The organism is Leclercia sp. UBA1284, assembly GCF_002308415.1.
In the GTDB taxonomy this organism is placed as follows: Bacteria; Pseudomonadota; Gammaproteobacteria; order Enterobacterales; family Enterobacteriaceae; genus Enterobacter; species Enterobacter pneumoniae.
The window spans coordinates 296,378-319,508 of sequence record NZ_DBUS01000007.1 but is presented as its reverse complement, the minus strand read 5'-3'; the positions used below and the strand labels follow the sequence as shown (position 1 = coordinate 319,508).

At 58.7% G+C, this 23,131-nt stretch carries 22 protein-coding genes; 14 read left to right on the top strand and 8 right to left on the bottom strand.

Annotated features, from left to right (window positions below; translation table 11 throughout):
- Nucleotides 1-387: 387 nt before the first annotated feature.
- Nucleotides 388-714, bottom strand: coding sequence for an endoribonuclease SymE (gene symE, locus B3511_RS16260; RefSeq protein ID WP_286783801.1), 327 nt, complete (start codon nucleotides 712-714; stop codon nucleotides 388-390).
- A gap of 386 nt (nucleotides 715-1,100) precedes the next feature.
- On the opposite strand from symE, the gene B3511_RS16255 reads away from it, so the two are divergent.
- The 7 genes from B3511_RS16255 to B3511_RS16225 all read left to right on the top strand — a co-directional run bounded on the left by B3511_RS16255 (nucleotide 1,101) and on the right by B3511_RS16225 (nucleotide 7,290).
- Entirely contained in the window at nucleotides 1,101-1,559 is a 459-nt protein-coding gene (locus B3511_RS16255) for an STM2901 family protein (RefSeq protein WP_286783800.1), read from the top strand.
- Nucleotides 1,553-1,885 (top strand): DUF1493 family protein, encoded by a 333-nt coding sequence (locus tag B3511_RS16250; RefSeq protein WP_286783799.1) that lies wholly within the window; start codon nucleotides 1,553-1,555, stop codon nucleotides 1,883-1,885. Before B3511_RS16255 ends, B3511_RS16250 begins: the two co-directional genes overlap by 7 nt.
- 628 nt (nucleotides 1,886-2,513) lie before the next feature.
- Nucleotides 2,514-3,755, top strand: coding sequence for an MFS transporter (locus B3511_RS16245; protein ID WP_040078607.1), 1,242 nt, complete (start codon nucleotides 2,514-2,516; stop codon nucleotides 3,753-3,755).
- Between the two features lie 17 nt (nucleotides 3,756-3,772).
- Nucleotides 3,773-4,924, top strand: coding sequence for a mandelate racemase/muconate lactonizing enzyme family protein (locus B3511_RS16240; RefSeq protein WP_046886459.1), 1,152 nt, complete (start codon nucleotides 3,773-3,775; stop codon nucleotides 4,922-4,924).
- Complete coding sequence (locus B3511_RS16235; protein ID WP_286783798.1) at nucleotides 4,918-5,814, top strand: dihydrodipicolinate synthase family protein; 897 nt, start codon at nucleotides 4,918-4,920, stop codon at nucleotides 5,812-5,814. The genes B3511_RS16240 and B3511_RS16235 overlap by 7 nt, the downstream gene beginning before the upstream one ends.
- Nucleotides 5,811-6,704 carry a 2-dehydro-3-deoxygalactonokinase gene (locus B3511_RS16230; protein WP_286783797.1) on the top strand — a complete coding sequence of 298 codons (894 nt, stop codon included), beginning with the start codon at nucleotides 5,811-5,813 and terminating at the stop codon, nucleotides 6,702-6,704. Before B3511_RS16235 ends, B3511_RS16230 begins: the two co-directional genes overlap by 4 nt.
- Nucleotides 6,694-7,290, top strand: a complete 597-nt coding sequence (locus B3511_RS16225; RefSeq protein ID WP_046886462.1) for a 2-dehydro-3-deoxy-phosphogluconate aldolase — start codon at nucleotides 6,694-6,696, stop codon at nucleotides 7,288-7,290. The genes B3511_RS16230 and B3511_RS16225 overlap by 11 nt, the downstream gene beginning before the upstream one ends.
- On the opposite strand, the gene B3511_RS16220 is transcribed toward B3511_RS16225, so the two are convergent.
- Complete coding sequence (locus B3511_RS16220) at nucleotides 7,273-7,962, bottom strand: helix-turn-helix domain-containing protein (RefSeq protein WP_212478291.1); 690 nt, start codon at nucleotides 7,960-7,962, stop codon at nucleotides 7,273-7,275. The genes B3511_RS16225 and B3511_RS16220 overlap by 18 nt on opposite strands.
- A 480-nt stretch (nucleotides 7,963-8,442) precedes the next feature.
- On the opposite strand from B3511_RS16220, the gene B3511_RS16215 reads away from it, so the two are divergent.
- Together B3511_RS16215 and B3511_RS16210 are read left to right on the top strand one after the other, a co-directional pair.
- Nucleotides 8,443-9,141: a hypothetical protein gene (locus B3511_RS16215; RefSeq protein WP_286783796.1), complete on the top strand. Its 699-nt coding sequence runs from the start codon at nucleotides 8,443-8,445 to the stop codon at nucleotides 9,139-9,141.
- Nucleotides 9,141-9,596: a hypothetical protein gene (locus B3511_RS16210; RefSeq protein ID WP_286783795.1), complete on the top strand. Its 456-nt coding sequence runs from the start codon at nucleotides 9,141-9,143 to the stop codon at nucleotides 9,594-9,596. The genes B3511_RS16215 and B3511_RS16210 overlap by 1 nt, the downstream gene beginning before the upstream one ends.
- Nucleotides 9,597-9,727: 131 nt before the next feature.
- On the opposite strand, the gene B3511_RS16205 is transcribed toward B3511_RS16210, so the two are convergent.
- From B3511_RS16205 to B3511_RS16190, 4 genes are read right to left on the bottom strand one after another with little or no spacing between them, the layout of a single operon-like run.
- Entirely contained in the window at nucleotides 9,728-10,549 is an 822-nt protein-coding gene (locus tag B3511_RS16205; RefSeq protein WP_040077361.1) for an alpha/beta fold hydrolase, read from the bottom strand.
- 29 nt (nucleotides 10,550-10,578) lie between these two features.
- On the bottom strand, nucleotides 10,579-12,189 hold the full coding sequence (locus B3511_RS16200) for an MFS transporter (RefSeq protein ID WP_046886466.1): 1,611 nt from the start codon (nucleotides 12,187-12,189) through the stop codon (nucleotides 10,579-10,581).
- Nucleotides 12,186-12,599: a DoxX family protein gene (locus B3511_RS16195; RefSeq protein WP_286783794.1), complete on the bottom strand. Its 414-nt coding sequence runs from the start codon at nucleotides 12,597-12,599 to the stop codon at nucleotides 12,186-12,188. Before B3511_RS16195 ends, B3511_RS16200 begins: the two co-directional genes overlap by 4 nt.
- Before the next feature lie 2 nt (nucleotides 12,600-12,601).
- The gene (locus B3511_RS16190; RefSeq protein WP_040077358.1) at nucleotides 12,602-14,473 is read right to left on the bottom strand and encodes an amidohydrolase; all 1,872 of its coding nucleotides are present in this window, start codon (nucleotides 14,471-14,473) and stop codon (nucleotides 12,602-12,604) included.
- Between the two features lie 232 nt (nucleotides 14,474-14,705).
- Here B3511_RS16190 and B3511_RS16185 point away from each other — a divergent pair, with 232 nt between their 5' ends.
- From B3511_RS16185 to B3511_RS16165, 5 genes are read left to right on the top strand one after another with little or no spacing between them, the layout of a single operon-like run.
- Complete coding sequence (locus B3511_RS16185) at nucleotides 14,706-15,398, top strand: hydrolase (RefSeq protein ID WP_286783793.1); 693 nt, start codon at nucleotides 14,706-14,708, stop codon at nucleotides 15,396-15,398.
- Nucleotides 15,399-15,457: 59 nt separating this feature from the next.
- Nucleotides 15,458-15,667, top strand: coding sequence for a DUF1427 family protein (locus tag B3511_RS16180; protein ID WP_046886469.1), 210 nt, complete (start codon nucleotides 15,458-15,460; stop codon nucleotides 15,665-15,667).
- On the top strand, nucleotides 15,664-15,921 hold the full coding sequence (locus tag B3511_RS16175; protein ID WP_046886470.1) for a DUF1427 family protein: 258 nt from the start codon (nucleotides 15,664-15,666) through the stop codon (nucleotides 15,919-15,921). Before B3511_RS16180 ends, B3511_RS16175 begins: the two co-directional genes overlap by 4 nt.
- Nucleotides 15,922-15,947: 26 nt before the next feature.
- A complete protein-coding gene (locus B3511_RS16170; RefSeq protein WP_286783792.1) occupies nucleotides 15,948-16,316 on the top strand; it encodes a response regulator transcription factor in 369 nt (122 codons plus the stop codon).
- 56 nt (nucleotides 16,317-16,372) lie between these two features.
- A complete protein-coding gene (locus tag B3511_RS16165; protein ID WP_286783791.1) occupies nucleotides 16,373-21,937 on the top strand; it encodes a trifunctional serine/threonine-protein kinase/ATP-binding protein/sensor histidine kinase in 5,565 nt (1,854 codons plus the stop codon).
- Here the strand turns inward: B3511_RS16165 and B3511_RS16160 are convergent.
- Nucleotides 21,929-22,546, bottom strand: a complete 618-nt coding sequence (locus tag B3511_RS16160; RefSeq protein WP_207292901.1) for a response regulator transcription factor — start codon at nucleotides 22,544-22,546, stop codon at nucleotides 21,929-21,931. The genes B3511_RS16165 and B3511_RS16160 overlap by 9 nt on opposite strands.
- A gap of 198 nt (nucleotides 22,547-22,744) precedes the next feature.
- On the bottom strand, nucleotides 22,745-23,131 hold the full coding sequence (locus B3511_RS16155) for a VOC family protein (protein WP_286783790.1): 387 nt from the start codon (nucleotides 23,129-23,131) through the stop codon (nucleotides 22,745-22,747).

The window sequence follows — 23,131 nt, the reverse complement described above, 5'->3', positions numbered from 1 at the left end:
TGATGAATGATGAGGTGTTACTGCGCGGCGAAAACTGAAGAAAGGTGACTAACGAGATGAAACAAGGGTGAAGTGTTCCCACTGACCTAAATCTCAGCCTCTATGGGCATAATGACTCAGCGCACAATGATCTCGTTGCACGTGATTATCGGCCTTTTGTGTTTGGGCAAATGAATATTGAAAAAGCAAATGACGGTAAAAACCTGTGGCGGCGTTATTGTCGCTTATGAATGATCATTCTTTGAATGAACCGGGGTTACGCATGAAGGTTATGCACAATGCTTTCTGAATGGTTGAACGGCTAACACACGATGCCTTAAATGAGCTCCCGTCCGCATAACAAAAAAGGCGCCATCAGCGCCTTATTCATCACCCGCATTCAGAGCCTCAGCGTCTTTTCCCCGCTATCACCCCAATAAACTCCACCACCTGCTTCTGCTTGCGTTTCGACAGCTTGCACGCCTCGCGCACCGCCAGTTCGAACTCCGACATCTCTTCCCGCGCCGTCAGTACAATGCAGCCCTGCATTACCTTCGCATCCACTTTGGTGCCGGTACCAAACCCGGCCTCTTCAAGCCACTGGCCCTTTATCGTCAGCGCCGGCAGGTGAAGATGATCGGGGTAACGACTCGCATAGCCCACGGTAAAATGGCGGCTCACTGCATCAAACACTTCTGGATCAAAACAATCTGCAATACAATCAGGCTTAGTCATGATTACTATTCTCTCTTAATAGTGATTGTGATTAGCGGTGCGGGTATGTTGGCGCATATCCGCATCGCGTAAATAACAACACCTGTAAATCTACCCAGTAAAGAAAAATAAGTCCAGAGCAATATAAAACCTAATAAGCGCGATTAAGCTGCTTTGAAAATATTAATGCGTCGAATGATGCGTGTTGTTTGATAATAACTTTATATGTTTTTAGTAACGCATCATCGTTAAACTATCCCCTGGGTTTAAAATAGCTATCGCGAATGATTAATGCTGTTTTCATTTTGTATCTAATCTGTATTTTATAAAACCATGCACTTTCTCGCAGATTTGATAAATCATACGAATTTATTATCCCTGCCCAGGATTTTTCAAAGGATTGAAGCATGGATACAACTGAAGAACTCAATGGAACTTATTTTTACGCTGGAATATCTAATCTCACGGCAAGTGGCCTTTTCTTTATGATTTATTGCGAATCTATCGCCGATCATTTTGGTATTGATGATGTGGTGGCTATCGCCGCACTATACAGCGGCGCTAATAATCAGACGACCAGACAAAAACCAGGAAACGCGCTGGTGGGCACCTCGCGAGCATCAAAAGCCATGAGGCATTACTTCAAAACTGCAAAATTTCCCTATGGCATTCAACTTCCTACGTGGATTGGTGGCTATACGCCGTGGACGGTAAAGCGCGTTATGGTTGCAAAAATGAGTACATTTATAGGAAGAACAATTCCTCTGATAGGTATGGTAATACTTGTCTCGGATGTTTCGATAATTACCTATTGTGCTGTACGTGATCACAACCGCATCGCACGGGGAAATGACAAGTTATGGTAGCGAATATTGAACAACGTATCTATGCCCTCGCCAGACGTCATAATGGCGTGTATCTCATCAATAATGAGGAAAAACAAAAATTGCTCAATGCAGGTACAGACATCGATACTGATATGTTGCTTGATGTTGACGAGGCCGAAGAGCTCATGGAGGAATTTTTTAGAGAATTCAGCGTTGATAGGGGAAGCTTTAATATAAAGGTCTATTATCCCGATGAGCCTTTTTCCTGGAATCTTTTTAAGAAATCTAAACCTGTTCCTGTACCCGATTTCACTATTGGCATGTTGATCGCATCGGCAAAAGCAGGGAAATGGTTGTACGACTAATCATAAGCAAGGAGCTAAATAAATGGCGGTACCTGTACACTTATTTTTGACTGATGACGGCGGAGCAATGATTCGTCCTCCGGCAAAGCCAGCGTTATTGCTGGCTTTGTTCATAAGAAGGGAGGCTCGAATGGGCCCCTAATTAACTGCTAATCAGTGTTCCTTTAATGAGTGTGATTATTAGTGTTTATAACGCTATTACCCGTACAACAAAGCCAACTGAGATCCCACTCGAATGGGTGTTGTCTACACCCTTGAATACGGCCCTGCCTGCACTGGGCGTAAAGATTATCCCTGGCTCGCCATCATCAAATAGAACCAGCGGCGCATAATACTGGCACGCTCTTTTGCGGTATGCGCGCCGGGTTGGTCTCACCCCTGCGGGCGTCCTTTACCCCCTGTTTCACTATATGAAACATTTTTTCCGCCCCTTCTTTGATGCTCTTCACGCTCCCGCACCCGCCGCTCGCCAGCCTCTCTGCTTTCTCTACACTCAGCCCATTCATAACAAACACAACACACACCTTGCCTGACACCGGGAGGTTACATGGCTAACACCGATTCTGAATACGCGGGTGGTTACGCGTCTGCCGGGCCGCACGCACCCGCCCAGAGCAGAACCAAAATGATGCTCTCGGCGGGCATTGGGCATTTTATTGAGTGGTTCGACTTTGGCCTTTACGGCACCCTGGCGGCGATTATCGCCAGCAACTTCTTCGCCAGCGGCGATCCGGTTATCGCTCTGCTGAAATCCTTCGCCGTTTTTGGCTCCGGCTTTCTGATGCGTCCGCTCGGCGGGCTCTTCTTTGGCTCGATGGGTGACCGGCTCGGGCGGCGCAAAGTGCTGGTGACGGTGATTGTCATCACCTCCTGCTCGACCTTTGTAATGGGCATTTTGCCCACCTGGCATCAGGTCGGTATGCTCGCCCCGGTGCTGCTGGTGCTCACCCGCCTGGTGCAGGGCTTTGCCGCCGGGGGCGAAAGCTCCGGCGTCATCACTTACCTGGCAGAGAGCGCCAAACCCAACCGGCGCGCCACGCTTACCTGCTGGAGCGAAAACTTCAGCTTTATGGCCTTTGTCTGCGGCTCGGGGCTGGTGCTGATCCTCACCCACACCCTGGGCGAAACGGCCATGAACGAGTGGGGCTGGCGTATTCCGTTTCTGCTGGCCGCCCCGCTGGGGTTAGGCGGGCTCTATATGCGCCGCAATATGGCCGACTCGGCGGAATTCCATAAGCTCAAGGCCACCGGCAAGCTGGAAAAAGCGCCCCTGCGTAAATCGCTCTCGACCTCCTCGCGCGCTTTGCTCTTCTGCACCGGCTTCGTGGTGGTGAAAGCGGTCAGCAGCTGGGTGCTGCAATCCTTCATGCCGGGCTATCTCTCCACCCATTTGCACTACAGCAAAACCGACGCCTACCTCATCACCACGCTGGGGTTGCTTAGCGTGGCGGTCTGTATGCCGATTACCGGCTATCTGTCGGATCTCTGGGGGCGGCGGCCGATGATGTTACTGGGCTGCGGCGGCTTTATTTTGCTCACCTGGCCGGCGATGCTGGTGATGAGCCAAGGCTCGGTGGGCACCTCCATTGCTGCCATGAGCATGCTGGGCGTCTTTGTCGCCATGTTTAACGGCGGCTGCGGCGCGGCAATGGTCGAACTCTTCCCCACCGCCATTCGCTACGGCAGCATCGCCATCGCCTATAACCTTACCGTGGCGGTGTTCGGCGGGGTCACGCCGCTGGCCTCTGCCAGCCTGATCTCGTTAACCGGCGATCCACTCTCACCCGCGTGGTATGTGATGTTCGCCGCGCTGATCTCCTTCATTGCCGTGTGGCTGGCGAAAGAGACCGCCGGCAAAGTGCTGGATTAACCTCACCCGGAGTTGTCATGAAGATCCAAAATGTTGAATGTTTTCCACTGAAAATCACCCCCGCGCAGGCCTATCTGGGGGGCAGCGCCGAGGGGCACGCCAGCGATTACTACTATCGCCCGGAGTACCGCTGCGTCTACTCGCGCAAAATGGAGACCTGTCTGGTCAAAATCACCACCGAAGAGGGCTGCGTCGGCTGGGGCGAGGCGCTGGCGCCGGTGGTGCCGCAGGTGATCGCCGAGCTGATCACCCAGCTCTTTGCCCCGCTGCTGCAGGGGCAATCCCCCTTCGCAAGCGGGGTGCTGAACTCCCGCATGTACGATGCCATGCGCGATCGCGGCCATATCACCGGCTACCACATTGATGCCCTGGCCGCCGTGGATATCGCCCTCTGGGATCTGAAAGGCAAGCTGCTCGGCCTGCCGGTCTGGCAACTGCTGGGTGGCGCGTACCGCGACACCATTCCCTGCTACGTGTCGGGGCTGCCGGAGCCGGATCTGCCCGCGCGCTGCGCGCTGGCGAAACGCTGGCAGGAGAAGGGCTTTAACGCGGTGAAGCTGGCGCTGGGCTACGGCGTGCGGGAAGACATCGCCAACGTGCGGGCGATCCGCGAAACCCTGGGTGCAGAGGCGCAGATCTTCCTCGATGCCCACTGGAACTACAGCGTGGCCGAGGCCGCCGAGCTGGCCGGGGCGCTGCGTGAATTGGGCGTCGGTTTTCTCGAGGCGCCCTTGTTACCGGAAGACGTGGCCGGACATCGGGAGCTGCGGGCCAAAAGCCCGGTGGCGATTGCGCTGGGTGAAACCGAGCGTACCCGCTACCAGTTCAAACCCTTTATCGAGCAGCGCGCCGCCGACATCCTCCAGCCGGACGTGGGTCGCACCGGTATTAGCGAACTGATGCACATCGCCTCGCTGGCAGAGACCTGGAACCTGAAGGTCGCTCCGCATCTCAGCGTGGGCCTGGCGCCGTGCATCGCCGCCTCGCTGCACGTCGCGGCCGCTATCCCCAATCTCTACATGCTGGAGTATCAACCTCCGGTCTTTGAAATTGCCAACCAACTTCTTACCACGCCGCTGCGCTGCCAGCAGGGGGCGTATCAGCTGCCGCAGGGGCCGGGGCTGGGTATCGACATCAATGAAACCGCCGTCAGGGAGGCGACATGTTAAAAGGCAACGTACCAATTCTGGCCACTGCGTTTGATGCGCAGGGCAACGTGGATTTCACTTCGATGGAGCGGCTGGTGAAATTCCTGCTGCAACAGGGCATCGATGGGCTGGCGCTGTTTGGCAACGCCTCCGAGGGCTACGCCCTGACCCAGGACGAAAAAGAGGCGCTGTTCGCCTGCGTGAAAAATCTCACCGGCGATCTGCCGCTGGTGGCCGCCGCCGGGGGCGCCGCTTCGGCGGTCGCTATCGAAGAGATTACGCGGGTGCAGCGCTGGGGGGCGCAGGTGGCAATGGTTAACCCGCCTGCCGTCGTCAAGCCCGGTCCCGAGGAGATTGTCCATTTCTACCGGGATATCTGTGAGGCCTGCGACATCGACATCATGATCCAGGACGCGCCGCTGATGACCGGGGTGAACATCCCGGTGCCAACGCTGGTGACGCTCTGCCAGTCGTTTGCCGCCATCAAGTACATCAAGGTGGAGCAACCGCCCACCACGCTGAAAATCACCGCCCTGAAGCAGGCGCTGGGGGATAGCGTCGGGCTGTTCGGCGGCCTGAACGCCGGTTTTCTCTATGAAGAGCTGCGGCGCGGGGTGATCGGCACCATGCCCGCCTGTGAATTCCCGGAGGTCATCAATATGATTTTGCAGGCCTGGCAGCACGACCCGCGGGAAGCGCAGTCGCTCTTCTACCGCTATCTGCCTTTCCTGCGCTATGGCGTGCAGCCGGGGATTGGCGTGGCCATTCATAAAACCGTGCTCTACCGGGCGGGGATCTTCGCCACAGACGTGGTACGTGAACCGGCCAAAGGGCTGGATGCGGTCACCCGGGATGAACTCCAGGATCTCACCGACGCGCTGCCGCTGGCCGTCTTTGGAGCGCGGGTATGAACTACATCGCCGTCGACTGGGGTACCAGCAACTTTCGGGCCATCAGCGTGCGTGATGGCAAGGTAATCCGCACGGTGCAGGCGAGTTGCGGCGTGGCGACCTGCGAGCGCGCCGCGCTGCCCGCGATTTTGCGCCAGCAGTTACAGCGGCTGGAGGAGGCCTGGGACCCGCATCTGCCGGTGCTGCTGTGCGGCATGATCGGCAGCAACATCGGTATTGCCGATGCGGGCTACATGACGTTGCCGCTCAGCTTTGGCGATCTGCTGGGCAAGGGGCGCGAGTTACCCGGCATCCTGAGCAATCCGCTCACCCTGCGGCCCGGCATTAGCGATCCCCGGGTGAACGAAATCTGCCGTGGCGAAGAGATGCAGTTGGCCGGGGGCATTGTCCTGACGGATGCCAGCACTTTTGCCGCCGTGGGCACCCACAGCAAATGGATGACCCTCAACCGCCAGCAGCAGCAGGTGACGGGCCTGCGTACCCTGATGACCGGCGAGCTCTATCACTTGGTCCTGAACCAGTCGGTGGTGGGCAAAGGGCTGCCGACGCAGATAACCTCCGCCACCGCCTTCAGCGAGGGTGTGGCCGTGGCGCAGACGATTGAGGCCGGGCAGGCGGAGCTGGCCAGCGAGCTGTTTCGCTGCCGGGGGCGTTACATTCTGGGCGAGCTTGATCCGGCCTTCGCCGCCAGCTGGCTCTCAGGCCTGCTGATTGGTCACGAGATCCTGCGCGGTCATCCGGTCACCGAACCTGTCTGCTTTATCGGGAGTTCCGCTTTGCTGCCCCTTTACCAACAGGCGTGTGAGCAGACCGGGCTCCCCTGTACCGCGCTGGCAGCCGAAACCGCGCTGATCGCCGGGCTGAACGAGGTATTTCGTCATGATGGCTGAGGCGCGCATTATTGCCATTTTGCGCGGCATAACCCCTGCGGAGTGCGTGGAGCAGGTGGCCTGCCTGCGCGATCACGGCATCTCCACCGTTGAAATCACCACCAATTCGCCGGAGTGGGTCACCAGCCTGCAACGGCTGGACGAGGCCTTTGGCGACGAGGTCACGGTGGGGGCGGGCACGGTGTTAACCCCTGAGCATGTGAATACCTGCGCCGCCGCCGGGGCGAAATTTATCCTCACCCCGAACCTCGATCTGCGGGTGATTGGTGCGGCCAAACGCCAGGGACTTGCGGTATGCGCCGGGGTGATGACCCCCAGCGAGATCTTCACCGCCTGCGAGGCGGGAGCCGACGTGCTGAAGATCTTCCCGGCCAGCGCCGTGCCGGAAAACTATCCGCAGATGATCAAGGGACCGCTATCGTTGCCGGTGCGCTTTTCAGCGGTAGGGGGTGTGGACATGGACAATGCGGCCGCCTACCTGCGTTATTACGACAGCGTGGGGATCGGCAGCGCGCTCTACCGGCCGGGGCAGCCGGTCACCACCACGGCCGCGCGCTGTGCGCGGTGGCTAGAGAGCAGGCCGTGAGGCGCCGCTGATTTTACGCGCGGCGGAGATCAGAAAATGGCGTAGTTTGTCGATATCCAGCTTATCGCCCTGAATGTTGGACAGGGCGATGGCGGCCTGCATACCCGGAATAATGCAGGCCATCCGGTAATCCGTTTCATTGAAGGTTTTACCAAATACCTGATGCCGCCGGGCCTCTTCGATGTCGCGTTTGAGCAGCTGATAGTCATGCACCCCAAGACGCGCCACAATCTCTTCATCACTCATCGCCGACAGCAGCTTGATGCCAATGACCGAGTCATGCACCGGATAGGATTCATAGTTTCCGATAGCGCGGGCAATGCTTTTTCCCCCGCGGGTATGGATGAGATAGACCACGTTTTTACCGCTTAACACGCCCACCACAATCGACACCGAATGGCTGCCGGTCTCCTCCAGCATCTCCAGCACGGCGGTGTAAAACGCAGAATTATGGATCGCATTCGCCGAAAGCCGGTGAATGCCCATCCCCAGGCTGTACTTGCGTCGGGCATCCTGCTGCACCATCTCCAGCGCCAGCAGGGTCTGCATCAGGCGGGAGATCTTTGCCGGATCCAGATCCAGCGCGCGGCCAATTTCGCGAATGCCAAACGCACGGTTGCCCGTCGCCAGCAGATTCAGACAACGGAATGCGTCAAAGACGGTGCTGTTCATGTCACCTTCCGGGGAAACTTTTCAAAGCGTTAAGTGTAAGGGGGGCGGGGCGGGAAACCTGGCGTCGGGTGCGATAAGTGTGAGGGCGGCAGGAAAAAAAAGAAACCGGGCCCCGGTCAGCACTTACAGCAACCCTGAGCAATGGGATGTCCCTCATTCTCCGTTTAGTGCCGCTGTTGTTCTGTATGCCACACCCCAGAACGAAATATCATTTTCTTTCCCCTTGAAAGGATCAACGGTCCGTATATGTCGTTACTGCCCTTCTTTAATCGTTTTAGTTTCCGGCGAGGGGCAGCCTGTCGCCATATTTTTTATTTGTGATGGCTATATTACGTAGAAATGAAATCGCTTCTGAGCAGGAATTCCAATTTAACTATTATATTCAGTGTCGGGTTAAAATCCTAATCATCAAGTCTGGCATAGACAAAGATAAATTATCCTGAGTACCATCAGATCTTTACGCTTATAAGGACATTTATCGTGAGCTCAAGGGAAGATATAAGGGATGGTGCTGACTTCGAACATTCATTAAGAGGATTAATTTATAGCGATGTACTGGGATGGATAGATATGGGGCATGCACGTGGTGATGATGTTGAAGAGCTCATGAGGCAATTCATAATGGGTGAGAGAAGCGGGCAGGATTATTATGTCGTAATGTATCGTCAGGATATGAACATAGTAAAATTCGGCTCTCGCCTGGGTCTTGGACGATTTGCCAGATGGGAAATCAAACGTGGCCGTAATATACATGATATCTATCGTATAATGTTGGCCATGATGATGAGTACCGCCCAGTCTTTCGAAAACTTACAAAGCCTTAATCTATTTACCTGGTATACTGATAGCGGCTTTAGTGGGGAGGACTTAGTTTCTGATCTGTTCGGGTTCTATCGTGCTATCAGGCCCGGTTTTTATGCTGACCAGGTGAAGCCTGTAAGCTATGAATCTGCGTTACGTCGTTGGGATTATTATGGTGCTATTGGGTCGTTTAAAAACAGAGGATTCAAACCTATCATTTTTCCCGACCCGAAGGATCCCTGTGTTAAGCATGAACCATACCTTGCTGAACTTCCTATGTTTATGAAATGGTTGTATCCCTGGGACGATTTTACCTCTGGCACCGTCAATGTGCTTACAAATAATGGTACAGCATTCGGATATACAGGGATGAAATAATGTTCCTCCGTATTTATAAATTCATTATCACTCTTTCTATCACCCTGTTACTCTTTTGGGGGATATTTGTCTACCTCATCGCATCGAGTATAAATACGGCGACTGTTTATAAAGAAACCGAGCGTTATAATTATTACTCTCTCACCTACAAGGAAATTAAAAACGCACCGAGAATTTCTCAACATTATTATTTCGAATCTCAACCCGGCGACGGAAACGCACCATCAAATGCTATTATATTTAAACAGGCTACTCATCCCGAACCGCTTCGAGCCTACCTGGGAAGTTTAGGGTATGTCAGAGAGCAGCGCAGGCTGCATGGAATGGAAGTGTGGTGCCAGCCGAACAACGAGGGCAAACATCGCTTTTATTTGTACGTTAATAAGCAGGCTAAAGAAGTAACACTAACCTCTATAAAAGACCACTCCCCATGTTCCACGCCAGCAGCCACCTGACCTTCGCTGCCAGCTACCTGATGGCAAACATCATCTTAAGGCGCGGGTAATTTGCCCGGCAGCGCTGCGCTTGCACGGGCCGACAAAATCGCCAGGCCGGGATCGCTCAGCATCACCCGGCCTCAACAAATTTACAGCGACTGCACAAACGCCAGCAGATCTTCGTTCAGCTGATCCTGATGGGTCAGGGCAAAGCCGTGCGGGGCGTTGTCGTACACTTTCAGCTGGGCATTGCTAATCAGTTCTGCCGCCACTTTACCGGTGGTGTCGAACGGCACGATCTGGTCGTTGCTGCCGTGGATCACCAGCGTAGGCACGTCGACTTTCGCCATATCGGCGCGGAAGTCAGTCTCGCCGAAAGCGGTCACGCAATCGATGGTGCCTTTCAGGGAGGCCAGCAGCGCAATGTTCAGCGTCTGGGTCAGGGCGCCCTGAGAGACGGTCTGGCCGGCGTTGGTGCCGTAGAACGGGGTGGCGAAGTCGCTGATAAACTGGGCGCGATCTTTACGCAGTCCGTCGCGAATACCGTCGAATACTGACTGATCCACACCCTGCGGGTAAGAGTCCGATTTACCGAAGATCGGCGTGACGGCACCCAGCAGCGCCAGTCCGGCCACGCGGTCGGTGCCGTAAGTGCCGATATAACGGCTGACGTCGCCGCCGCCCATCGAGAAGCCCACCAGCGTCACGTCGCGCAGATCCAGCGCGGTGATCAGGTCGTTGATATCCGATGCAAAGGTATCGTAATCATAACCCGTCCACGGCTGATCCGAACGGCCAAAGCCGCGACGGTCAAAGGCGATGGCGCGATAGCCACGCTCGGCCAGATAGTTCAGCTGGCTGTCCCACATATCCGCATCCAGCGGCCAGCCGTGGCTGAACAGAATCGGTTTACCCGCGCCCCAGTCCTTGTAGTAAATCTGCGTACCATCTTTCGCTTTAATCGTCGCCATAGTCTTATCCTCACGTGTGGTTGTGTCTTTTATACCGGCGCCACCAGGTAGCGGGTCGCCGGAGGGGTATCGCCCTGATGGAAAGCCAGTACGCGGCTTTGCAGCAGGTGGTCGTTCATGGTGTGGCGCTCCTGCAGGCGCAGGTGTTCAACCCAGGAGCCCAGCAGCCAGGTCTCGATATAGAGGCCCGGTCGGTCGATATCCTCATACACGGCCCAGCTCATGGCGCCCGCGCGGCGGCGCACCCGGCGCAGCTCGTGGACCGCCTGCAGGAAATCGCTTACCGCTTCAGGATCGATCTGGTATTCACAGGAGACCAGCACCGGGCCGCGTTCGTTGGGAATACGTTCCCGCGCGTCGTCGGCAATCAGGCCGCTGGTATCGAGGTTCAGGTTCGGATCTTTCTCCAGCTTCCAGCGCAGCACCGTGGCGCTCGCCAGCAGCATGCCGATTGTCGCCACGCAGAGTGACGTGGCGGTGTTGGTGTGCGAAGCAATCTGTCCCCAGATGGCGCTGCCTGCGGTCATCGAGCCGAAGAACACCGTTAGATAGACCGCCAGCGCCCGGGCTTTTACCCAGCGGGCGGCGCTGCGCTGCGCTCCCAGGTTCAGGGTCGAGAGCACGGCAATCCACGCAAAGCCGGTGAAAAACTCAAACAGGTTCAGCAGCCAGAAGTGGCGCACAAAGGCCAGCGCCAGCATGGTGAGGGCGAAGACCAGGCTTGCCGCCACCATCAGCCGATCGGCGTTCAGACGCTGGCGCAGGCGCGGCAGCAGCACCGCCCCGGCAATCGCCCCCAGCCCGATGCAGGCCAGCATAATGCCGTACCCCGCCGGGCCGAGGCCCAGCTCCCGACGTGCCACCAGCGGCAGCAGCGCCCAGCCCGCGCTGGCAAAGACGAAGAAGGCCACGGTGCGGATCAGTACGTTACGCAGCACCGGAGCGGCATGGACATAGCGTACCCCGGCGCGCACCGCCGAGAAAAAGTGCTCCGGCGGCAGACGCTGCACGCTGGCGGCAGGCTTCCAGCGCCACAGTACCCAGGCCACCCCCAGCACCGACAGGGCGTTGAGGAGAAACACCATCCACGGCCCGGCCAGCGAGAGCAAAAAGCCCCCCAGCGCCGGACCAATGGCACGACTGATGTTCACCCCCAGCGAGTTAAGCGCAATGGCCGGGCCCAGCTCGGCCTTGCTCACCAGATCCGGTACTACCGCCTGGAACGGCGGTGAACTCATGGCGCTGCCGACGCTCAGCAGAAACGCCGCCACCAGCAATACGGTCGGCGTCACCTGGCCGGTAAACGACAGCACTGTCAGCCCCGCCGCCGCGATAAACACCCACAGCTGTGAAAAGAGCAGGTATTTGCGCCGGTCAACGATATCGGCCATCACCCCGGAGGGGAGGGCGAAGAGGAACATCGGCAGGCTGCTCGCCGCCTGCACCAGCGCGATATCCAGCGGATCGGCGCTCAGCGTCAGCATGCTCCAGTTGACCCCCACGTCGCTCATCCATGAGCCGACGTTCGATACCACCGTGGCGATCCACAGCATGCGGAAGACCCGCTGGTGCAGTGGCTGCCAGGTGGAGATCGTCGGGGCAGGCGGATGCTCAATGTGCGCGTCGGTCACCTGCGTCATGCGAACCTCTCGCTCACGCGCGGGCGGAGCCGCCAGCCGCCAGGGCCGGTGATCGCCAGCGTGGTGAAGATGATCAGCAGCAGCCAGCCGAATTGCCCCTCGGCAATCGACCAGCCCGGATGCACCACCAGCATCGCCACCAGCAGCACGGCGATAATCGGCAGGCAGGCCAGGCGCGTCGCCACGCCGAACAGGATCAGGATCGGGCAGATCACTTCCGCCACGATCGCCGGGATCAGGCTGAAATAGGGCCCAAAGCCAAAGGGATCTTCAATACGCGTCAGCTCTTCGCTGAAGTGCAACACTTTCGGCAGGCCGTGAACATAGAGCAACAGCAGGCTGGCGGTGATGCGCAGGAAGAACAGCCCCAGGTCTAACCGGGGCAGGGTGTCTGTTTTTGAATTGATCATGATTAAAACGCGAAGCAGCTGCAGCCCAGCGCCCCCCAGAATGCGTTATCGTCGGCCACCGGCATCTCTGCGGTGCGGGCAAAATCATGGGCGTGGTTGTGCACGCCGCACGGGCCGCTGCAGTGGTGCACAGCGCTCATCCCTACGCGGGCCGCCTGCGGCGGCGCGGAGCGGTAGTGACCCGGCACCTTCACCACCGGTGACCACTCTGGCAAGACCGGGATAGCCGGCGGAGCCAGTGGGCCGAAGCTACCTGCGGCATAGACGATATTGCCATCCACCACCGTCAGCACCGACTCAATGCCCTTGATCTCCTCTTCCGGCACGCGGAAGAAGTCTTTGCTCAGCACCGCCAGGTCGGCGAGCTGGCCTGTTTTGATCTGGCCTTTCTGGTTCTGCTCGTTCGAGAACCACGCGCTGCCCTGGGTCCAGAGCATCAGGGCGGTGTCGCGATCGAGGCGGGCGCTGTGATCGTACATCTGCATGCCGCCAACGGTACGGCCAGAGACCAGCCAGTAGAGCGCGGTCCACGGGTTGTAGCTCGCCACGCGGGTGGCGTCGGTGCCCAGGCCCACCGGTACGCCGGTCTCCAGCATGCGGGTCACCGGCGGGGTGTGGCGCACCGCTTCCATACCGTAACGCTCGGCGAAATACTCACCCTGGAAGGCCATACGGTGCTGCACGGCGATGCCGCCACCCAGCGCTTTGATACGATCGATGTTGCGCTGGGTCACCGTCTCGGCGTGGTCAAAGAACCAGTGCAGGCCATCGAACGGGATGTCACGGTTCACCTTCTCGAAGACGTCCAGCATGCGGCTGATGGACTCGTCGTAGGTGGCGTGCAGGCGGAACGGCCAGCGGTGTTCGACCAGGTGGCGTACCACGCGCTCCAGTTCGTCTTCCATGCCGGGGGCCAGATCCGGACGCGGTTCGAGAAAATCTTCGAAATCCGCCGCCGAGAAGACCAGCATCTCCCCCGCGCCGTTATGGCGGAAGAAGTCGGTGCCCTGGCCCGGCTTGAGCATATCGGTCCATTTCTCAAAGTCTTCCAGCTCGTGGCCCGGACGCTGGGTAAAGAGGTTGTAGGCGATACGTATCGTCATCTGCTTTTTCTCGTGCAGCTCGGCGATCACCTCGTAGTCTTCCGGGTAGTTCTGGAAACCGCCGCCCGCGTCGATGGCGCTGGTCAGCCCCAGACGGTTGAGCTCGCGCATAAACTGGCGGGTGGAGTTCACCTGCTGATCCAGCGGCAGCTTTGGCCCTTTGGCCAGCGTGGCGTACAAAATCATGGCGTTCGGACGGGCAATCAGCATCCCTGTCGGGTTGCCGTTGGCGTCGCGCTGGATCTCACCCCCCGGCGGATTCGGGGTATCTTTGGTGTAGCCCACCACCTTCAGCGCCGCGCGGTTGAGCAGGGCGCGGTCGTACAGGTGCAGGATAAAGACCGGGGTGTCCGGCGCGGCCTCGTTGATCTCATCCAGGGTCGGCATCCGGCGCTCGGCAAACTGGAACTCGCTCCAGCCGCCCACCACGCGCACCCACTGAGGCGACGGCGTGCGCAGGGCCTGCTCTTTTAACATCCGCAGAGCATCCGCCAGCGAGGGTACCCCCTCCCAGCGCAGCTCGAGGTTATAGTTCAGGCCACCGCGAATCAGGTGCAGGTGAGAATCGTTCAGGCCGGGAATGGCGGTGTGGCCCTTCAGATCGACCACTTTGGTGGCATCGTCGTGGTACTGCATCACCTCGGCAACGGTTCCCACTTCAAGGAATTTACCATCGCGGATAGCGACCGCTTCGGCGAGGGGGTTTTCACGATCGACGGTATGAAACTGACCATTGACCAGAATCAAATCTGCTTTAGCAGAGGAAGTCATAACGGCTCCTGACTGAGAGAGGAAATATCAGGATTATTGGAACCAGTTACTGAAAAAAACCAGTTATACAATGGGATAGGTATACCAAAGTATAACTATACCCGCGTATAGCTATACGAAAGGGTAGTTATACCAAGAGATAATTACGCCAGACGAGAGGGAGGAATAGGATGCAGCCAGCTTCCCGTCACATCGCGACGGATTTCACCTGCAAACCTCACTGGATACCATTATGTCTAACTCAAAACTCGAAGTGTTAACCCCGGATAACTGCCAGATGATCTTCATCGACCAGCAGCCGCAGATGGCGTTTGGCGTGCAGTCTATTGATCGTCAGGTTCTGAAAAACAACGTAGTAGGGCTGGCTAAGTCGGCTAAAGTGTTCAACATCCCGACCATCATTACTACCGTTGAAACCGAAAGCTTCTCGGGTAACACCTTCCCGGAGCTGCTGGACGTCTTCCCGGGGAAAGAGATCCTTGAGCGTACCTCCATGAACTCCTGGGATGACCAGAAAGTGCGTGATGCCCTGAAAGCTAACGGCAAGAAGAAGGTGGTGGTATCCGGTCTGTGGACCGAAGTGTGCAACAACACCTTCGCCCTGTGCGCCATGCTGGAAGGTGACTACGAGATTTATATGGTGGCGGACGCGTCTGGCGGCACCTCTAAAGAGGCGCACGACTTCGCGATGCAGCGCATGATCCAGGCCGGCGTGATCCCGGTAACCTGGCAGCAGGTGATGCTGGAGTGGCAGCGTGACTGGGCGCGTAAAGAGACCTACAACGCGGTGATGGATATCGTGCGTGAGCACTCCGGCGCCTACGGCATGGGCGTGGACTACGCCTACACCATGGTGCACAAAGCGCCATCTCGCCAGAAGAGCGAGCACGAAACCCTGGCGCCAGTACCGGCTCCGGTTCGCTAAGTTTTCAGCGGCAGGCTGGGCCCTCATCCGGCCTGCTTCTGACCTCTCTGGAGTTCATCATGAGTACTGGGTTAATTTCCCTCGCGGCAGGCGTGCTTATCGGCCTGCTTTACGCGCTGCTGAAAGTGCGATCTCCCGCACCGCCCGCGCTGGCGCTGATTGGCCTGCTGGGGATGCTGGCTGGCGAGCAGGCGACCCGCCATTTTCTGCATGCCGATGAGACGGCACAAAAAGCGCCCGTTACCCTCTCAACAGGAGCCTCGTCATGAAAGCCTGGGTTGTTTCCCTGCTGTGTGGAATGTTGGCAGGCGTGATTTATGCCGCTATTGATGTACACTCCCCGGCGCCCCCTGTTGTCGCGCTGATGGGGCTGTTTGGCATGCTGGTGGGTGAACAGCTGATCCCGATTGGCCGTCGTCTGCTGAGTCGTCAGTTGACGTTGACGTGGTTTCGTCATGAGTGTGTACCCAAAATTAGCGGCACTGCGCCTCCTCCGCGTCCCGGCGACGGTAGCGAGGGATAATCACGTCCAGTTTGAGGAAAGCGAGCATGCCGCAGCGCATAGCTATCATTGATGATGAACGCTCTGTCCGCAGCGGGTTAAGCAACCTGCTGCAGTCTGAAGGGTATGCCACCGAGACCTTTGACTCCGCAGAGGGGTTTCTCAGCCATCCCACCATTCTGGCGGAGATCGCTCTGGTGGTTGCCGATATCCGGCTGCGGGGCATGACCGGCATCGAAATGGTAGAGAAGCTACAGCTGATCGCCTCCGTCCCGCCGCCTGTCATTCTTATTTCTGGTCATGCAGATGACAACATGCAGCGCTACGCTATTCATTCAGGAGCCGTGGCGTTTCTGCCCAAACCGATAAACATTGATGTTCTGCTGGCGCACATCGCGCACGCCCTGCAGACCTGACAACCCTGTACCGCATCCCCACGAGAACCATTAATGAAGAAAAATAAGGAACGTGGATGAACAACCCATCGCTGCCTGCCCCTGAGAGTCTCTCTGAGGGGCAGGCTTTTGTGCTTAAAGAAGACGTCATTTTTACGCCGCTGGGGCAGGAGGGTAGCCTCTGCTGGCTGAACGCACGCCTGCCTGCCTCCGGCGGCGCGTTTATCATCGCGACCGCCGTCAGCGATGAGGAAGAGGCCAGCGCAACGCGCCTGCTGCGCAATGAGTTTGCCCTGCGTGAGTACCTGAGCGACGACTGGGCCGTGCGCCCGGTGGCCAGCACGCAATATCACGGACGCTTTGCCCTGGTTTACGCCCCCTTCGCCTTTGTGCTGCTGACCCGCAGGGTCGGCACGCCGATGGCCGGCATGCAGCACTTTCTCGACCTGACGCTCCGCATCTGCCTCCCCCTGCGCCTGATGCACCTGCGTAACCTGGTGCACGGGGATATCAAGCCCGGCAATATTTTTATCGATGACGAACATCGCTGCCGGTTGGGGGGCTTTGGCCTGTCGTCCGGTGGCGCAGACGATCTCAGCCAGACGCGGCTGTCGGTGACTGGCGGCACCCCCGCCTATATGTCACCGGAGCACACCACCCGCACCCACAGAGCGGTGGATAGCCGCAGCGATCTCTATAGCCTCGGCGTCGTACTCTACGAACTGCTGACCGGCAGCCTGCCCTTTGAGCTGGGGGGCCAGGATCAGGGCAAGTGGGCTCACTACCACATCGCCTCTGAGCCCCGGGCGCCGGGGGCCATCTTGCCCGGTATTCCGGCCATGCTCTCGGCTATCGTCCTCAAGTTGCTGGCGAAAAGACCCGAGCATCGCTATCAGACCGTGGACGGGTTGATCGCCGATCTGCGCCGCTGCCAGGCGACCCTGAGCGACGACGGGGATATCGCGGCCTTTACCCCCGGCCTGCAGGATCGCTCTCCGGCCTTTTATCTGACCGATACCCTCTACAATGCCCATCCCCAGGCGGCGGAGCTGCTTAACGCCTTTGATCGGGTGTGCCGCGATAACCTGGCCGGGCTGGTGACCATCAGCGGCCCGTCGGGGATTGGTAAATCGTCGCTGATCGCCTCGGGGCTGAAGGCGCTCCAGCACCGCAACGTGCTGCTGGCGGTAGGCAAGGTGGATCAGTTTTCTCCCGCGCTACCCTATGCGGCGCTCACCTCGGCATTTCGCGCCCTGGCGCTCCATCTGCTGGGCTTGTCCACCGAGGAGGTGGCCCAGTGGAAAGTTCGCCTGTCGCGCGATCTGGAGGGCTACGAAACCTTAGCCGTCGGCCTGGTGCCGGAGCTGGGCCTGCTGCTGGATAACAAACCGCGTTTCTCCAGCGATACCTTCTCGACCGATGCCCGGGCGCGCTTTAGCCAGATGGTGCTGGCGCTGGTGAAATCTTTTGCCAGCCAGGGCTGCCCGCTGGTGCTCTTGCTGGATGATATCCACTGGATAGATCCCGCCAGCCTGCAGATCCTGCAGGACCTCCTGACCAGCGGCAGTACCCTCCCCATGCTGATGGTGGTGGCGTATCGGGATGACAGCGCGCATGAGCCGTCGCTGGCCAATTTGCAGCGCGCATCGCGCAACACCGTCGAGTTGCGCCCGGAGGCGCTGTCGGTGAAGGCGGTCTCGCGCTGGCTGGCCGATATCTTCCATTCCCGCTCGGCCAGCACCGCCGATCTGGCGGGGCTGATCCACGAAAAAACCGGCGGTAATCCGCTGTTTGTACATGAGTTTTTCCGCCGCATCGTTGATGACGGGCTGGTGACGCACAATAAGTATCAGGACCGGTGGTGCTACGATCTTGAGGCCATCCGCGCCCGGCACTACACCGAAAACGTGGTCACGCTGGTGTTACAGCAGTTGGAAGAGATGCCGGAAGAGACCCGCCATCTGCTGGGGAGTATCGCCTGCCTGGGCGGCAGCGGCGAGCTGGAGATGGTCTGCCGCGTAGTGGGAATGTCTGTCGCGGAGATCCGCTATGCCCTGCACCCGGCGGTGACCGCGCAGCTGATCGCCCTCAGCGACGGGGACTATGCCTTTATTCACGACCGGGTCCAGGAGGCCGCGTTTGCCCTGCTGGATAACGAAGAGAAGAGCCGCCTGCACCTGACCACCGCCTGCGTGCTGGCGGAGTCGGCACGCCAGGCGGCAGGCAACGAGATCCTGTTCCGCGCAGTCCACCACGTCACGGCGGCGCTGGACTGCATTCAGCCCGCCCCCGAGCGGCAGAAGTTCCGTGAGCTGAGCCTGCTGGCTGCCCGCCGCGCCAGGCGCTCGGGCGATTACCGGTCGGCCCTGAGCTATATTCAGACCGCCCGCGCGCTGGGTAACGCCGGGAGCGTGCGTGATGTGGCGCTGGATCTCGAAGAGGCCGGGTGCGAGTTTGCCCTGGGCAACCTCGACATCACCCGCAGGCTGTGCGATCGCATTCTGGGTGCCCCGGGCGGGTTAACGGAAAAAGCGCTGGCGGCCAACCTGCTGGCGGAAGTGTATATGCGTCAGTCCGACAACCGGCTGGCGCTGGAGGCGGCGCTCTGCTGGCTGGCGGTCTTTGGTATTCACGTTAGCCGCTATCCCGATGACGCCGAGTGCGACGAGGCCTGGCATAGCCTGTGCCGCCGCGTGGGGGACAATCCGGATCGCCATTTTCGTGGACTGGCGCGCAGGGATGACGACGAAACCGACGCGGTGATGAACCTGCTCAACAGCGCCAGCCTGTTCGCCAGCTTTACCCACCCGCGCCTGCACTTTCTTTTACTGTGCCGGATGATGGCGCTCACGCTCGATCGCGGTATCACCGGCGCCTCTACCACGGCGATGGCCTGGTTTGGCGTGCTGATTGGCCAACGTTATGCGGAGTATCGCCTCGGGTTCCAGTACGGCACCCTGGCGCGGGAGCTGGTCAACCGTCACGGCTACGACGCCTTTGAAGCCAAAACCCTGCTGGCGCTGGACCAGCTCAGCGTGTGGACGCAGCCGCTCTCTTACACCATTGAGTGCGCCAAAGCCTGCTTTACCTCTGCCGTGACCCACGGTGACATGACGATGGCCTGCTTTGCCGCCTGCCATCAGGTGATCAACTTCCTGACCCGGGGCGATCACCTCGACGCCGTGGTGACCAGCATTGAGCGTGGCCTCGCTTACGTGCGCAAAACCCATTTCCAGGATGTGGAGGCCACCCTGCTGATTCAGCGCCACTATGTGGAACATCTGCGCACCCCGGTGGAGGGGCAGTGGAGCGCGGCGCAGGTCTTGCCGGAATCTTTGCTGCCCGCCGCGCCGGGACAGGCGTCGGAACAGACCTCAACCATGCTGTTCTGGTTCTGGCTCTACCGGGGTATGGCCCATTTCGCCTGTCGCGAATACCCGCAGGCGGCGGAAAACCTCGAAAAGGCCGGGCATTTTGCCTGGTCTGCGCCGGGGCATATTCACCTGCTGGATTACCACCTCTACAGCGCGCTGGCGCTCTCGCAGCAGCTGACGCCGGAGACCTTCTCGGCCGATCTTCGCCGCCAGATCCATCTTCACTATGACAAGATCGCCCTCTGGGCGCGCATCAATCCGGGCACCTTTGCCGATAAAGAGGCGCTGATCTACGCCGAGATCGTACGCCTTGATGGCATGAACAGCATCGCCCTGGAGCAGTATGAGAAGGCGGTGCGCCTGTCGCGCGAGGCGGGCTTCAGCCCTTACAACGCCATGGCCCACGAGCTGGCAGGGCGATTTGCTCACGCCTGCGGTTACCCGACCGCCGCCGACGCCCACTTCCGTGGCGCGTTGACGGCCTGGGGTCGGGCCGGGGCGCAATCCAAAATGCGTCAGCTGGAGCAGGATTTCCCCTATCTGCTCGCCTCCGGACAGGCGAACGCCTGGGACACGGTGGCCTTTGCGCGCAATGAAGAGATCCGCGATCTGCAAAGCGTGATCAAGGCGTCGCGCGCGCTGTCGGAGGAGATCAACCTCGAACGGCTGATCGAAACCCTGATGACCATTCTACTGGAGCGTGCTGGCGCCCAGCGCGGCTTGCTGATCCGCGTGGGCGAGAACACCATTCCGGAGATCGAGGCCAGCGCCATCACCTCGACGGACGGCGTGCGGGTGCGGATCATGAAAGACGTGCCGACGGCCTCCGATATGCCACTCACGGTGCTGGCGGCGGTGATCCGCACCGGCCAGGAGATCCACACCGGCAAGCCGGAAGCATTTCACCCCTTTAGCCAGGATCCTTATCTGGTCACCTCTGGCGCGGCGGTGATGTGCGTGCCGATGTTTAAACAGGCGCGGCTGGTGGGGGTGTTGTACCTGGAAAACCGCCTGATGCCGGAAGTCTTTACCGTTGAACACTCCCGCGTGGTGAGCCTGCTGGGGGCGCATGCGGCCATCTCGCTGGAGACTGCCCGCCTGTACGCCGAACTGGTGGAGGAGAACATTCAGCGCCGCCGGGTCGAGAAGGAGCTGCGTGCCAGCCAGACCTCACTCATGCTCGGCGAGCAGATTAGCCACACCGGAAGCTGGCGCTGGGAGCTGCAGCAGGATCTGATGTTTATGTCCGAAGAGTATGCGCGCATCCTCGGCCTGCCTGAAAAGCAGAAGATGATCTCGATGGCGGAGTTCCTGACCTTTGTTCATCAGGATGACTATCCGCGCATCAGTACCCTGGTCACCGAGAGCGTGCGCGACGGTCTGACCATGCGCGCCGAGTTCCGTATTATTCGCGCCGACGGCGCCACCCGCACCATTCTGGGGATTGGCGATCCGGTGGGCGTGGGGAGCGAGGTGAATGAATATTTCGGCATCATCACCGATATCACCAGCCAGCGTATGGCCGAAGACGCCATGCGCGTGGCGCAGGCCGATTTAGCCCGCGTCTCGCGTGCCACCACCGTCGGGCAATTGACCTCATCTATCGCGCATGAGATCAACCAGCCGCTGATGTCTATCGTCTCTAACGCCGGGGCGAGTCTGCGCTGGCTCAATCGCGATCCGGCCCGGCTGGATAAGGCGCGGATGGGGCTGGAGGAGATCATCTCCGAGGGGGAGCGGGCAGGGGAGATCATCCGCAGCCTGCAATCCCTTACCCGCCGGCAAGATCCCACCTTTGCCCGCCTCGATCTGCACCATGCGATCCGCCATATCATCACCCTGTCGCGCAGCGAACTGGAGCAGCGCCGTATCAACGTCAGCTATGAACTGGCGGCGGAAAACAGCTTTATCATGGGTGATAGCGTGCAGATCCAGCAGGTGTTATTGAACCTGGTGATGAATGCCGTGGAGGCGATGGCGGACGTCACAGAGCGACCGGGCACCCTGGTTCTCTCGACCTCGAACCCCGAGGAGGGGCTGGTGAGATGTGAAATTGCCGACAGCGGGACCGGTATTGAACCGGCGCTGATGGAGCGCATTTTCGACTCATTCTGGTCCACAAAAGCGCAGGGGATGGGGATGGGGTTGACCATCAGCTACAGCATTATTGAACGCCACCGGGGCAAGCTGACGGCCCGTCACCGCGATCCCCACGGCAGCGTGTTTGCCTTTACGCTGCCCTTGGCAAGCGGCGAGGCGTTACTCTGACGGCAGGCTTATGGTCAGGCGCTCTGCGGCCCTGACCAGGTCTGCCAGCGAGCGGGCCTGCATCTTATCCATCACCCGGCGGCGGTGGACTTTGACCGTGATTTCGCTCACCCCCAGCTCGGCGGCAATCTGCTTGTTCAGCAAGCCGCTGATGGCCAGCTGCAGCACCTCTTGCTCGCGCGGGGTAAGGGAGAGATGGCGCTGCTTCAGGGAGTACTGCTCGCGCAGCTGGAGCGCGTTGTCCTGCGCCAGCTTTAGCGCGTCGCCAATCGTATTCAGCAGGTCGTTCGATGCCACCGGCTTGGTGAGGAACTCATAGGCCCCGCCTTTCATCGCCTTCACGGTCATCGGGATGGTGCCATGGCCGGTAAGATAAATAATCGGAATTTCGCGCCCGCTGGCCTTCAGGGCATCTGCCACTTCAAAGCCGCTGATGGCGGGCATCTGCATATCCAGCACCACGCAGGAGGGGAGATCTTCGAAAGGGTGTTGCAGAAAAGATTCCGCCGAGGAGAAGGCGATCGCATTCAATCCGGCAGATTCCAGCAGCCCGACCACGGACCGCCGGACAGCATGATCATCATCGACGACGTAGACAATGTGTTCCATTAATAACCCCAATGTTTCAGCCTGATAAAGATGAGAGGATTTCGTACAGCGTGAAAACCGCGCCTTTATCGATGCTGGTCAGGCGGCAGTTTTATGAACGCATTAATTTTAACACATTAATTATCATTATCATTTAACAATATGATAACCGTATGAATGTCGGGGAAGAGATAATTTTGGCGTGTAAAAAAGGGGGAATTACTCCCCCACCAGCTCAATTCTGTTGCCGTCCGGGTCGGCGATAACCGCTTCATAAAATCCGTCGCCGGTCATTCGCGGAGGGCTGAGCAGGGTCCCGTTAAGACGCGCCTGCGCCGCCATCCGATCCACATCGGCTTTGCTGCCCACGTTCAGGGCAATATGCGCCCAGCCGATAAACTCCGCATGCGGCGGAGCCTCCGGCAGATCCGGCACCGTCATCAGCTCAACGGTGGGGCCGTCGGCCAGAGTGATAAAGTGCGAGGCAAATCCCGGCCGGTTTTTACTGAGATAGCGGTCGTTGCTGCGCCCGTTAAATACCTGCTGCCAGAAGGCGACCTGAGCCTCCAGGTTGCGGGTCCAGAGTGCGACATGTGCAATTTTCAT